The organism is Chryseobacterium amylolyticum (assembly GCF_051011775.1).
Taxonomy (GTDB): Bacteria; Bacteroidota; Bacteroidia; order Flavobacteriales; family Weeksellaceae; genus Chryseobacterium.
Genome location: NZ_JBPCHX010000006.1, coordinates 232,828 through 245,551 on the forward strand (window position 1 = coordinate 232,828; position 12,724 = coordinate 245,551).

Consider the following 12,724-nt stretch of genomic DNA (forward strand, 5'->3'; position numbering starts at 1 on the left):
GAATATCATACTAATGTTGATGGTGTGTTGTAAATGCATCAACTGTAGTGTCAGTAAAAAATAAAACCTCTGAATGACTTCAGAGGTTTCTGTTAATAGTTTTATAGCCATGCTGCTATTTTTCAATCATTACTTTTCTTACGGCCTTTTGATCACCTGTTTTTAAAATACCGAGGTAAGCACCATTTTCCAAACCTGAAACATTAATTTTTGTCTCATCCGTTCTCCTGAAAACAGAGCGTCCCTGGAAATCCGTTATCTCAAAAGTGAAATTTTTAATTCCGGAATCGGGAAGTTCAATATTGATGATGTCCTTTGCAGGATTGGGATAAATTTTTACAGTTTCCAATGTGTTTTTTACAGTGGCTTCATGTGTTCCTAACGTACCGGTAGCAACGGCAAAATGCTGTAAAGCTCCAACAGATGCCTTTCCTATATTGTAAATGTATACAGGATCCGTATTGGCAAAAGTATCATTCACAGTATGTGGATAGGTACTTCTGATTCTTTCGAAGAAACCCGTGATCACTTCACCTTTTTGTTCAAAAGGGATATAATCCGTATCCGCGGCCGGATCCACGGCTGTCAGAAGAGGAGAGTAGAGTGCCGTACAGTTTCTGAGCTCCTGGGTTACAGCTGCTGAAGCTGCATTATTGGAAGTAAGTCCTCCAAGATCCTGATCACAATAAACGGTATTGTTATTGTTGCCAATCACTCCGCCTACCTGATCCAGATTGAAAACCAGTTTAATGTCCAGAACACGGGTTCCGTTCTGATAGGCAACCGTATTGGCATAGTGCTGGCTTCCCAGAAGTCCTTGCTCCTCACCGGAAAAATGAATGAATTTAATTGAATATTCTGTAGGTACATCTTTCAGAATTCTTGCTGCTTCAAGAATAATGGAAGTCCCGCTTCCGTTATCATTGATTCCCAGGCCGGTAATACTGTCGAAATGTCCGCATATGATCACATATTTATTGGGATATACAGTTCCTGTTTTGGTAATCACCAGGTTTTTAGAATTATAACTTCCTGCAGTAAAAGGATCTTCTGCAATCTGGCTGGCTGAATATCCGTAGGAAAGGTATTTGTTTTTGAGCCATGTCAGGGCGTTGGCGTTGGCCGTTGAACCTGTGGTTTTTACTCCCAGGTTGGCAAACTCCTGAAGATTTGTTGTAATATTGGTCTGGGTCACCATATTCGCTCTGTCCTGATAAGCCTGAATGAAGCTTTGGGCTTCAACAGTCTGCAAAGCGACAGCAGCAAATAAAAAAGTAGTGATTTTCTTCATTGTATAATCGTAATATGGATACCTTTTGAATGCAGTTCCGATCAAAATATCCGTCCTGATATTATTTAGTAATGATTATTTTTTTGGTAGTATTTCCTTTTTCAGTCTTAATGGTAAAGGTATATACTCCGTTTTTTAATCCCGAGGTATTAATTTTTTCCTGATTTTCAAGGTTTAAAACCAGGTTTCCTGCCATATCATTCACTTCAACTTTGAATTGCTTTACTTTTTGCGCAAATTCAACCGTTACCAGATCTTTAGCAGGATTAGGATAAAGCCTGATAATCTCACCTGATTTTTGTAAAGAGGTGTCATTTGTGCTGAGCAGGTTATTGCTCGTAGAAGCAACGGCAAAATGTTGTAAAGCCCCCACGGCTGCTTTCCCTACATTGAGAACATACACCGGATCCAGATTGGCAAAAGTATCGTTCACGGTATGCTGATTATTACTTTCGATAGTTTCATAAAACCCTGTAATAGTATACCCCTTAGCCTCAAAAGGCATATAATCTGAGCTGTAAGCATAAGAAAGATTGGTCTGAAGAGGGGAATAAAGAGTTGTACACGTCATAAGCTCCTGTGTTGCAACATCCGATGCCGCATTGTTGGCGGACATTCCTCCTGTGTCCCTTTCACAGTTGATTGTATTGTTGTTATTTCCAAGCAATCCACCTACCTGATCAATATTTAAAACAAGCTTGATATCCAGAACTTTTGTGCCTGACTGATAAGCAACATTATTGACGTAATGACTGCTTCCCACAAGTCCCTGTTCTTCACCGGAAAAATGGACGAATTTGATAGAATATTCAGTAGGAACATTTTTCAGAATCCTTGCAGCTTCAAGAATAATGGAAGTCCCGCTTCCGTTATCACTTACTCCCGGCCCTGTAATTGTATCATAATGTCCACAGATGATGATGTATTGGTTGGGATATAAAGTTCCGGTTTTAGTAATGATCAGGTTTTTTGAAGTATTACTGCCATAAGTGAAAGTGTCCTCAGAAATATCATTCGCGGTATATCCATAGGAGGCATATTTGTTTTTAAGCCAGTTCAGAGCATTGGTATTGGCTGCTGTACCTGTTTTTTTAACTCCAAATCCTGCAAATTCCTGAAGGTTGGTGTTAATATTGGTTTGAGTCACCATATCCGCCCTGTCTTTATAAGCCTGGATAAAACTCTGAGCACCCGTATTTTGCAGTGCAATGGCAGTGAGTAAAAAAGCTGCAACTTTTTTCATTTTTATACTTTCTTTAGGATTGCTAATATAGTAATAAATGATAATTTATGGTTAGTAATCATACGGGTTAATGTGTATTTTCTTGTTTTTTTGATAATGATCTATCTTTTTATACAATTTATCATTATGCCAGGCTGAATTTAACTTAATGAGTCGTTTATATGTAAGTTTTTCTTATGGTTTATTGTTTTGAACGCCATATTTTGCAATTTTATGTTTGATCCAATAAATGTGAGTAGTGCTATATCAAATTATTCTTAAAATTTTGCACTGTTGAAACCAGCTAAACTTTGAACTGAAGCAAAAGTATACCACAAAAAAATCCCGGGAAATCCCGGGACTATATTGATAACAAAATCTATTCTACATTATTTTACTTGATCTACAACAGCTTTGAAAGCTTCAGGATGATTCATTGCTAAATCTGCTAAAACTTTTCTGTTAAGTTCGATGTTGTTCTTTTTAAGAGCTCCCATAAATTGAGAGTAAGACATTCCGTGCTCTCTTGTTCCCGCATTGATACGAGTGATCCAAAGTGCTCTGAAATTTCTCTTTTTCTCTTTTCTACCACGGTAAGCATATTGCATTGCTTTTTCTACCGCGTTTTTAGCTACAGTCCAAACGTTCTTTCTTCTTCCGAAATAACCTTTAGCGTGCTTAAAAATTTTCTTTCTGCGAGCTCTTGAAGCTACGGCATTTACTGATCTTGGCATAATTTAAATTGTTTTTTTGAAAAGGGCGGTAACAGATGTTACTCTTTATTGGCACCGTTTCAGGGTTAAAATTGTGAATTTGTTTGAATTCTTATAAACCGAATATAGATTTATAAAAACTACTTAATTGCTAATTGACGTTGAACGCTTTTCTCATCCACTTTAGCTACATAAGAAGTAGAAGTAAGATTTCTCTTCTGCTTAGTTTCTTTCTTAGTTAAGATGTGGCTTTTGTAAGCGTTTTTTCTTTTGATCTTACCTGTTCCGGTAAGAGCAAAACGTTTCTTAGCACCTGATTTCGTTTTTAATTTTGGCATTGTTCTGCTTTTTTATTGTTTTTGTTATCAATATCTGTTTTGGCTACTCCTAAAGACATTAGGAATAATAGTGTGCAAAGATACAAAAAAAATCAATTCAAACTTTTATAATGTTTGATTTTATCGCATCCAATAAAAAAACCGTCTCAAAGAAACGGCTATAAGTTAAAAATATTGTTTTTACAGGAAGTCTTCAACAATGATTGAATTTCTTTCTTCATTATTTCCACCAAGAACAACCTTAATTCTAAAACCTGTCTGAATAGCAGCTCCTGCTCTTGAATACAGCTGAAGTTTTACGTGTGGATTTGCCACATAATAGTTTACTGCAGTGTTAGAACTCCAAAGCGGACTTCCATCTCTATAAATAACCATGTTTCCATCATTTTGTACGATAAGTCTTGGTGTTCCTGTACTTCTGTACGTGTTGGAATGCCATAAAACATTTGTGATTCCCGGTCTTTCTCTGTATAGGACCAGGTTGTTATCTGCCTGCATAACAAATTTATAAGTACTTCCGTTATATTCCATACTGATTGATTGCCCGGCTTCTAATACTTGAGGGTGGTTAGTACTTTCCTTTAAAAGCGTGTAACGTGTAAGGTCGAAAATCCCTCTATTTGTAGAATTCTTTCCTTCTGTAGTAAGGTTTCTCTCATTCTGTGCATTCACATTCACATTGTCAAGAGTATCATCCTGAGCACAAGATGCAAGCAGCATCGGAAGACTTAATAAAGTCAATAATTTAATTTTCATATGTTACGGTTTAACGCGGCAAAAGTAAGTTATAATATATTAAATCACAAATTTGAGATTAAATAATTGTTGTTGAACGCTTTATTTAATGGTGTTTTTGATTTAATATAATACACTAATTAGTGTATTAATATGTGTATTACTGATTTGAATTGCAGTTAGTGTTGTAATATTGTACTATAAACAAATTATGATTGAAAGGATAATATCTGGGAAGTGTTTCGGCTTAAGAGTGGCAACTCGTATAAAAAATGGAGATTAGAAATAAAATTTCAGTTTTTTGAGGAAGTGTGAATACTTTTTTTCATTGGCCAAATGATCACTCTTTGAAATCTCTCCTGAAAAATCTTAAATGGCGTTAAATAAAACGGTTTCTCCGATATGTTGCACATACTATTTTAATATACCTGATAATCGGGATTGTCATATCCGGTAATTCTCTCTAATATTGAAATTTAATACGATAAATAAGTTTTGGAGCTTTTATTCTAACCTATAAATTTAATTACTTATGCTTTCATCCGCAGATTTACACCTTGAAAGAGCATTGTTCCTTGCTGTGTTAATCATATTCTTCGGAGCAGGATTAATGTGTACACTCATTAGTTTGATTATTAATTCTTTACAGAAGAACAATAAAAAGGCTTCATACTATCTTCTTTTATTTATTATTTCCGGACTTATCGGAGTTGTTCTGGCTGTTTCTTTTTGCTATATGATGTTATTTGAACAAGGTGGAACCTATATGCCATAAAGAATTTCATAAAGCCTAACCGAAACGGAACAGACTAAAAACCACTGTTATCAGGGATATTTTCATACAGCCTCTATTGCTATCTTTGATCCAAAAATTTGTCAGGGATAAAATGCTTAAAATTCATGATTTACAATGATTACTGATAGCTGTTTTCTCAGATAAATATGAATGTATAACTTTTATAGCTTTCTTTTTCATACCCGATTGAATGATAAATTCTTATTTCGAACGGACACAACAAAAAAATATGGGTAAAAACAACAGCCAGGTAAAATCGGGAGGAAAAGAAGCTGTAAAAGTAATTGTTTGCTGTTACTTTTCGGTTCAGGAAACAGACTAAGATCGATTAGCAGGTATTTACTTATATTTACAGTCTTTATTATATTACAACTTATAAAGAAAAAGATTTGATACGCAGGCTATTATTTATATTTACTTTACTTGTCAGTCCGTTTTTTGTTCATGCACAGGACGTTTTAAGCAAATTAGAAAAGGAATACAGCCATGCGTCAAATATACCGGAGCAGCTTAATCTTGCTCCCAAATACGCAAGTGCCTTATTTTTTCATGATCTCAAATCCAAATCTTATCAGGTTTTAGAGACCAATATTTCCATCGCCAGAAAGCAGCCTGATGGAAAATATGCCACAATTTTATATGCTGTGCAGGCCATGAATTACCGGCTGGATAATAAAACAGCGGAATCCCTGAAAAGCCTCGATATGGCAAGGGTATATAGTTTAAAAACGGGTAGTACCGAGACTAAAGGCTATTACTATTATGCAAAAGGCTGGATTCTGGAACGTAATAATAAAACAACAGATGCTGTTGCTGCCTATTTAAAAGCTATTGATTATTTCGAAAACTCACCAACGACCTCTACATTGTATGCAAGATTTGGCAATGCAGCTAAAGAGCTGTCTGCTATTTATGCCAACCTCAATGAATACCAGCTGGAGGAGAAATACAGCAAGCAGTTTTTGCTCTTGGCATCCAAACAAAACGATCCCAATCTTATTTTCGATGCCTATATGCGGATGGGCTATGTATATGAACAAAAATATACCCAATATCCGTCCAATACGGAGTTTAGAAATAAAACAGAACAGTATTATCTGCAGGCCATTACTACATTCAACAAGAATAAAAATATGATGCTCAGCAGGAGCAGTCTTTCATATGCCGCAATCAATTTAGCCAATTTATATACCGGTTTTGACAGCAAGAAAGCAATGCAGTATGCCCAGCTGGCGAATAGTGTGAGCCTGGAAACAGGAGATGCCATTCACATTGCTTCTTCATTCGGAATATTGGCTGAACTGGCCATACAGGATAAAAATTATGATTTGGCGAAGTCCTACTTTCTGAAAGCTTCTATGGAAATTGGAAAAAGTCCGGTCAGAGATCAGAGGATTGAACTGGCTGTTCTTGAATCTTTATCCAGAATTAGTGAAGAACAGGGGAATTACAAGGAAGCTCTGACTTATTATAAAAGCTATGTTGATCAATACAAAAGCGTTTACGATCAGGAAAAGCTGGATATTACCAAAAGACTGGAATCTCAGTTTGATAAAGAAAGGCAGGAACAGAAGTATATCAAGCTGCAGCTTGAAAGTGATAAGAAAGCGCAGGAAATCAAGTTGATTAACATAGTCCGGGCACAGCGCGAACAGGTGTACAACAACTTAAAACTGGTAGAAGAAAACCAGCGTGAACGACTGAAGTTTTCAGAACTTGAATCAGAGAAAAAAGAACAGCAGCTTCGTTTGGCAAAGTTAGAGACCCGGCAAAAAAATAATGACATCAACAGTTACAAAAAGCTGCTCGCTTTTAAAGAAAAGATCAATACCTATTATGTCTTCTTTATCATCTTTTTTATCGTTCTGATATTCTTGCTGCTTTATGCCTATAAACAGCGTGCCAGGGCCATTAAAAGGAGAGAGGAACTGCATGCTTTGGCTATGGAGCAGGAGAAACAGAACTCAAAGATTTCTACACTTACGGCTTTGCTTGAAGGACAGGAACAGGAGCGTGGCCGGCTGGCCCGTGATCTCCATGACGGACTGGGCGGACTGCTTTCCGGAACCAAACATCAGCTGTCTTACTTAAATCCTCTGCAGTCCGAAAATTTACAGGAAGGAATTACAAAATCACTTGAACAGATTGATGGCGCTGTAGAAGAGTTAAGACGTGTCGCACATAATTTAATGCCTGATTTACTGATGAAATACGGTTTGGAGGTTGCTATTGAAGAGTTTGCTTCCCGTGTATCCAACAATGCACTGGATATCCATACCGAATTTATCAGTTACAGCAATTCGTTGTCCCAGGAAAAACAGCTGATCGTTTACAGAATCATTCAGGAACTGGTAAACAATGCTATAAAACATGCCGATACTTCGGAAATTATTATTCAGATAAGCGAAGAACAAAACCAGCTGAACGTTACGGTAGAGGACAATGGTAAAGGCTTTGACCTCGCAGCCCTGGACGTGAGGAAAACAGCAGGTTTTCACAATATAGAATTAAGGGTCCAGTTTTTAAAAGGAATGATGAATATCACGTCCGAATTGAATATTGGTACCAGTATAGAAATTCAAATCCCTATTCATTAAACATGATAAAAGTAGCCATAACAGACGATCATCCACTTCTTTTGGAAGGATTGAAGAATATTTTAGGAAACAGCAGCACAATAGATGTGGTAGATTGCTTCAAAAATGTTTCGGAAATGAATGAAGGCCTTGCAAAACAGGCTGTAGATATTTTATTACTGGACATCAACCTTGCTGATACCAACAGCATTGAGCTTATTAAACCTCTAAAGAAGAAGTACAGAAATCTCCGGATTATAATCCTAAGCGTACACAATGAACTGCCTGTAATCAACAGTACTTTAGCTGAAGGTGCTTTGGGATATATTCAAAAGAATGCGTCTGTTTCCGAGATTTTGGAGGGTATTACTGCCGTATATGAAGGAGAACAGTTTTTATGTTCACAAACCCGATCTGTTCTGAAGAAAAAATCAGCTGACGGATTAAACCACGTTCCGAAACTGACCCGCAGAGAGAAGGAAATCCTGGCTGAGGCAGCCAAAGGACTTACTACGAATCAAATGGCAGAAAAATTGTTTATAAGTCCTCACACCGTAGAAAGCCACAGGAAAAATCTTATTGAAAAGTTTCAGACATCCAATCTTAGTTCAGCCATCAGATTAGCTATAGAATACGGGTTGATTATTGAATAAAACAGGTATCGTAAAAAAGGCTGTTTTCATAATGAAAGCAGCCTTTTTCTTATATAATCAAATAATTTTGGTGTGTATTGACTAATCTCTGAATTTCAACGCAGCCTGAAACAGGTTTTTCTTATCTGTTAAATCATACTCGTCATTATATACAGGCTGATACATCAGCATGAAAACGCTGCCGTTAAAATCTTTCAAATTGATTGGCTGATCTACCATAATATCATAAAACCTTGTAATAGTACGTGTAGCAGTCCATTGCTTGGCATTGCCTTTAGGGTTTTTGTCAAACCTGTGATCTTTCGCGTCTGTATAGTACCAGTAGGAAGGCGCTGAATCCATCAGAAACATTTCTTTGTCCTTGTTATATAATTCCTCTGCCATACCCGTATTCTGAAACCATTCAACTTCAGTATTTAAAACGCCAAGAGCTCCTGCATAAATATCCTTATTGGTAGTGGCACCCACTAAAAAGCCCTCCAGATTCGTTGATGTAATTTCAAAAAGGAAAGGTGATTTTTTCAGTTCATAAACATCATTTACCGGCTCAATAACTTTTCCATCCTGTTTGATAACGACTTTTAATGATTGGGCAAAAGCCATACAACTTAACAAACAAAAAAGGATGGTCAAACTTAATTTTTTCATTGTATCTCTTTAAATAATTGCTGCAAAGATATTGGACTTTATATCCATATGCACTGGCTGGTTTCAGGGGTTTTTGAATTGCCTTTTTGATTTATGTTTTCACAATGTCGATTTTTAATCTTATATCCGGACGGCAATATTTAATAAACATACTGATCTGCGTAATTTTTGAAATCTGTGGAAAATAAATTAATAAATGAAGATATTCTTTGCAGTGAGTGTATCTGTATTCAGACGGTATACAGCAAAACCGCCTGTAATAGGGAAGAAATGGCTGAAAACAGGGATATATTGAACGAAGGATTTTGGAGAATTTTACAAAAAGATAAACCAGATACTGTAAATTATTTTAAAGATGAAAAACATAATAACCAGCCTCTCAGTTTTGATCATGCTGTTAGATTCCTGTTCACCTGCAGCAGATAAAAAAATGGACAAAACAGATTCTGCAAAGTCAAACGTAAAGCAGATTTCTGCTCCTGCCCAGGTAAAAAAGAATATATCGGAATTGGAGATTCCAGGCGATTTTTCATCATTGGTTCCTATTGATGTATTGAATATCAGGAGCACCAATGTATATGAAAAATATGGGGTAGAGTTCTCCGGAAACTGTTATTCGTGCGACCTGGCAAGGCTGTCTATCACAAAGAAGACCATCAAATGGACAAATGTCTGTGATGAAAAGGACACCTTTGAAATTCACGATTTTTCGTTCTCTGACGGAGCTGGAAATAAAGCGGTCTTTACAACTCCGGAAAGAACATATATTGTAACCCAAATTGATAAGGCTCCGGTCTACGAACTGGTGATAGAAGGCCAGAAGCTGGAATTAAAAAACAAAAGAGTTTCTAAATATTTCACTACTCAAAAAGCTTTACCTCTTTTTAAAGAGCATGATTGCGGAGATTTCGAAGGATAAATATCTTTTAAAGGATTGACCGTTGATTCAGTAGTCCTGATCAACGGTTTTTTTCTCAAAAAGCAATAAAAAAACCTCAAATTGCTTTGAGGTTTGTATGTAAAATAATGACTTAATTATTTTGCCGGTTTTTTAGGACTCATCATCATAATCATTCTTTTTCCTTCAAGTTTAGGCAGCTGGTCTACTTTTCCCACATGCTCCAGTTCCTGGGCAAGCTTTAAAAGCAGGATTTCTCCCTGATCCTTAAAGATAATCGAACGTCCTTTAAAAAATACGTAGGTTTTTAATTTAGAACCTTCTTCAAGGAATTTTTCAGCATGCTTCTTTTTGAATTCGTAATCATGGTCATCCGTCTGAGGTCCGAAACGGATCTCTTTTACTACCACTTTTACCTGCTTGGCTTTAAGTTCCTTCTGTTTTTTCTTTTGCTCGTATAAGAATTTCTTGTATTCCAATACTCTTGCAATAAATGGTTCTGCCTTGTCAGAAATGACTACTAAATCCAATTCCTGTTCCGCAGCAATCTGTCTTGCTTTGTCGATTGGATAAATTCCCGGCTCTACGTTATCGCCCACCAAACGAAGCTCTCTCACACGAATTTTATCGTTGATCAAGTGAGCGTCCTCTTGTACCGGACGTCTCTGTGGGCCCCTGTTGTTAAATCTTTGTGCTATTGTATTATAATTTTATTGGTTAATTACTATTTTATTTTAAATTAAAAGATTAAAGAATAAAATATTGAAAAATTACTAAGTGTAAATCAAGCTTTTAATTATTAATTTTTTTAATCTTTTAATTCAATTTTATATGGCGGCTTCCTTTTTAAAGTAAGCTACAAAATCCTCCAGCTTCATCACTCCAAGATCTCCTTCACCACGTCTTCTTACAGAAATCGTGCCTTCTTTTTCTTCATTTTCTCCTACTACAAGCATGAAAGGAATTTTCTTCAATTCCGCATCACGGATTTTTTTACCGGTCTTCTCGTTTCTGTCATCAATCTGACCGCTAATATCGTGATTTTCCAAAAATTGTGAAACTTTTTTTGAATAATCTACATATTTTTCACTGATCGGTAGAATAATAAACTGATCAGGGCTTAGCCATAACGGGAAATCACCAGCTGTATTCTCCAGCAGAATAGCGATAAAACGTTCCATAGAACCAAAAGGTGCTCTGTGGATCATTACCGGTCTGTGCTTTTCGTTATCACTTCCGATATAATGAAGATCAAATCTTTCCGGAAGGTTATAATCTACCTGAATGGTTCCCAACTGCCATTTTCTTCCTAAAGCATCCTTAACCATAAAGTCAAGCTTAGGGCCATAGAATGCAGCTTCCCCGTACTCGATAACTGTTTTTAAACCTTTCTTTTCTGCAGCATTGATGATGGCACTTTCTGCTTTCTCCCAATTTTCATCAGAACCGATATATTTTTGTTTGTTTTCAGGATCTCTTAATGAAACCTGAGTTACAAAATCTTCAAACCCTAACGACTTGAAAACATAAAGCGTAAGGTCAATTACTTTCTCAAATTCTTCAGAAAGCTGATCCGGAGTACAGAAAAGGTGAGCGTCATCCTGGGTAAATCCACGAACTCTTGTTAATCCGTGAAGTTCTCCACTTTGCTCGTATCTGTATACCGTACCGAATTCTGCATATCTTTTTGGCAAATCTCTGTAGCTCCATTGTGAAGTTTTGTAAATTTCACAGTGGTGAGGACAGTTCATTGGCTTCAGCAAAAATTCTTCTCCTTCATTCGGAGTTTTAATCGGCTGGAAGCTGTCTTCTCCGTATTTATCCCAGTGTCCTGAAGTTACATATAATTCTTTTGCTCCGATATGTGGAGACATTACAAATTCATAACCTCCTTTTTTCTGAGCATCAGAAAGAAAATTTTCCAGTTTTCTTCTCAAGGCAGTTCCTTTTGGCAACCAAAGCGGTAACCCGGCCCCTACTTTTTCAGAGAATGCAAAAATTCCAAGTTCTTTCCCTAATTTTCTGTGATCTCTTCTTTTTGCTTCTTCCAATCTTTCAAGATATTCAGTAAGATCTTTTTGCTTAGGGAAGGAGATACCATATACTCTGGTCAACTGCGGATTCTTTTCATTTCCTCTCCAGTAGGCTCCTGCTGCGTTTAATATTTTAACCGCTTTTACAATTCCTGTATTCGGAATGTGACCACCACGGCATAAATCTGTGAAGTTATCATGCGTTACAAAAGTGATTTCTCCATCATTAAGATTAGAGATCAGCTCCACTTTGTACGGATTGTCTGCATAAGTCTTTAAAGCTTCTTCTTTAGAAACCGGATATAAGGAGAAGGTAGATCCTTTTTTCGCATTTTCCAGGATCTTTTTCTCGATCTTTTCAAAATCTTTTTCAGACAAGCTCTCATCTCCGAAATCAACATCATAATAGAATCCGTTTTCTATCGCAGGACCAATGGTCAACTTAGCATCAGGATAAAATTCAAGGATTGCCTGCGCCAGAAGGTGGGCAGAAGAGTGCCAGAAAGCCTTCTTTCCAAGATCATCATTCCAGGTCAAAAGCTGTACCGTAGAATCCGTGGTTATAGGTGTGGTCGTTTCTACTTGTTTGTCATTAACAATTGCGGAAATGGTATTTCTAGCCAATCCCTCGCTTATAGATTTTGCCACATCTAGGGGAGTAACTGCTCCCTCGAATTCTTTGACACTATTGTCTGGAAGTGTAATTTTTATCATTGTTTACTAAGAAATTTTAAGATGCAAAAATACGCATTTTTTAGATAAAATACTATATTAGCTTACAATTAGAATGAGAATTAATATTTAAAATAAAAAAGATCAGG

General features: G+C 36.6%; 12 protein-coding genes. 4 read left to right on the plus strand and 8 right to left on the minus strand.

Annotated features, from left to right (window positions below):
* Window positions 1-115: 115 nt before the first annotated feature.
* The 5 genes from ACR1PO_RS17545 to ACR1PO_RS17565 form a co-directional block, all read right to left on the minus strand.
* Window positions 116-1,291, minus strand: a complete 1,176-nt coding sequence (locus tag ACR1PO_RS17545) for a M28 family peptidase (protein ID WP_433987606.1) — start codon at window positions 1,289-1,291, stop codon at window positions 116-118.
* Between the two features lie 61 nt (window positions 1,292-1,352).
* On the minus strand, window positions 1,353-2,534 hold the full coding sequence (locus ACR1PO_RS17550) for a M28 family peptidase (protein ID WP_433987607.1): 1,182 nt from the start codon (window positions 2,532-2,534) through the stop codon (window positions 1,353-1,355).
* Window positions 2,535-2,902: 368 nt separating this feature from the next.
* On the minus strand, window positions 2,903-3,247 hold the full coding sequence (gene rplT, locus ACR1PO_RS17555) for a 50S ribosomal protein L20 (protein ID WP_002979659.1): 345 nt from the start codon (window positions 3,245-3,247) through the stop codon (window positions 2,903-2,905).
* A 119-nt stretch (window positions 3,248-3,366) separates the two neighbouring features.
* Window positions 3,367-3,564: a 50S ribosomal protein L35 gene (gene rpmI, locus ACR1PO_RS17560; RefSeq protein WP_034694453.1), complete on the minus strand. Its 198-nt coding sequence runs from the start codon at window positions 3,562-3,564 to the stop codon at window positions 3,367-3,369.
* A 180-nt stretch (window positions 3,565-3,744) separates the two neighbouring features.
* On the minus strand, window positions 3,745-4,320 hold the full coding sequence (locus ACR1PO_RS17565; RefSeq protein ID WP_332386893.1) for a hypothetical protein: 576 nt from the start codon (window positions 4,318-4,320) through the stop codon (window positions 3,745-3,747).
* Between the two features lie 511 nt (window positions 4,321-4,831).
* Between ACR1PO_RS17565 and ACR1PO_RS17570 the strand changes: the two genes are divergently transcribed.
* The 3 genes from ACR1PO_RS17570 (at window position 4,832) to ACR1PO_RS17580 (ending at window position 8,324) form a co-directional block, all read left to right on the plus strand.
* Complete coding sequence (locus ACR1PO_RS17570; protein WP_332386892.1) at window positions 4,832-5,074, plus strand: hypothetical protein; 243 nt, start codon at window positions 4,832-4,834, stop codon at window positions 5,072-5,074.
* A gap of 413 nt (window positions 5,075-5,487) precedes the next feature.
* Window positions 5,488-7,692 (plus strand): tetratricopeptide repeat-containing sensor histidine kinase, encoded by a 2,205-nt coding sequence (locus ACR1PO_RS17575; protein ID WP_433987738.1) that lies wholly within the window; start codon window positions 5,488-5,490, stop codon window positions 7,690-7,692.
* Between the two features lie 2 nt (window positions 7,693-7,694).
* Window positions 7,695-8,324, plus strand: a complete 630-nt coding sequence (locus ACR1PO_RS17580; RefSeq protein ID WP_332386890.1) for a response regulator transcription factor — start codon at window positions 7,695-7,697, stop codon at window positions 8,322-8,324.
* A gap of 81 nt (window positions 8,325-8,405) precedes the next feature.
* Here ACR1PO_RS17580 and ACR1PO_RS17585 read toward each other — a convergent pair whose 3' ends face one another.
* Entirely contained in the window at window positions 8,406-8,972 is a 567-nt protein-coding gene (locus tag ACR1PO_RS17585) for a hypothetical protein (protein WP_433987608.1), read from the minus strand.
* 355 nt (window positions 8,973-9,327) lie between these two features.
* On the opposite strand from ACR1PO_RS17585, the gene ACR1PO_RS17590 reads away from it, so the two are divergent.
* On the plus strand, window positions 9,328-9,891 hold the full coding sequence (locus ACR1PO_RS17590) for a hypothetical protein (protein WP_433987609.1): 564 nt from the start codon (window positions 9,328-9,330) through the stop codon (window positions 9,889-9,891).
* Between the two features lie 116 nt (window positions 9,892-10,007).
* On the opposite strand, the gene infC is transcribed toward ACR1PO_RS17590, so the two are convergent.
* Window positions 10,008-10,508: a translation initiation factor IF-3 gene (gene infC, locus ACR1PO_RS17595; RefSeq protein WP_027372223.1), complete on the minus strand. Its 501-nt coding sequence runs from the start codon at window positions 10,506-10,508 to the stop codon at window positions 10,008-10,010.
* Between the two features lie 189 nt (window positions 10,509-10,697).
* Window positions 10,698-12,617, minus strand: a complete 1,920-nt coding sequence (gene thrS / locus ACR1PO_RS17600) for a threonine--tRNA ligase (protein WP_233333008.1) — start codon at window positions 12,615-12,617, stop codon at window positions 10,698-10,700.
* Between the last annotated feature and the right edge of the window lie 107 nt (window positions 12,618-12,724).

What these genes read in the sequence shown, in the direction of transcription:
- ACR1PO_RS17550 (WP_433987607.1), bottom strand. Translation starts at nt 2,534, where the DNA reads ATGAAAAAAGTTGCAGCTTTTTTACTCACTGCCATTGCACTGCAAAAT.
- ACR1PO_RS17585 (WP_433987608.1), bottom strand. Translation starts at nt 8,972, where the DNA reads ATGAAAAAATTAAGTTTGACCATCCTTTTTTGTTTGTTAAGTTGTATG.
- rplT (WP_002979659.1), bottom strand. Translation starts at nt 3,247, where the DNA reads ATGCCAAGATCAGTAAATGCCGTAGCTTCAAGAGCTCGCAGAAAGAAA.
- ACR1PO_RS17570 (WP_332386892.1), top strand. Translation starts at nt 4,832, where the DNA reads ATGCTTTCATCCGCAGATTTACACCTTGAAAGAGCATTGTTCCTTGCT.
- ACR1PO_RS17565 (WP_332386893.1), bottom strand. Translation starts at nt 4,320, where the DNA reads ATGAAAATTAAATTATTGACTTTATTAAGTCTTCCGATGCTGCTTGCA.
- ACR1PO_RS17545 (WP_433987606.1), bottom strand. Translation starts at nt 1,291, where the DNA reads ATGAAGAAAATCACTACTTTTTTATTTGCTGCTGTCGCTTTGCAGACT.
- rpmI (WP_034694453.1), bottom strand. Translation starts at nt 3,564, where the DNA reads ATGCCAAAATTAAAAACGAAATCAGGTGCTAAGAAACGTTTTGCTCTT.
- ACR1PO_RS17580 (WP_332386890.1), top strand. Translation starts at nt 7,695, where the DNA reads ATGATAAAAGTAGCCATAACAGACGATCATCCACTTCTTTTGGAAGGA.
- ACR1PO_RS17590 (WP_433987609.1), top strand. Translation starts at nt 9,328, where the DNA reads ATGAAAAACATAATAACCAGCCTCTCAGTTTTGATCATGCTGTTAGAT.
- thrS (WP_233333008.1), bottom strand. Translation starts at nt 12,617, where the DNA reads ATGATAAAAATTACACTTCCAGACAATAGTGTCAAAGAATTCGAGGGA.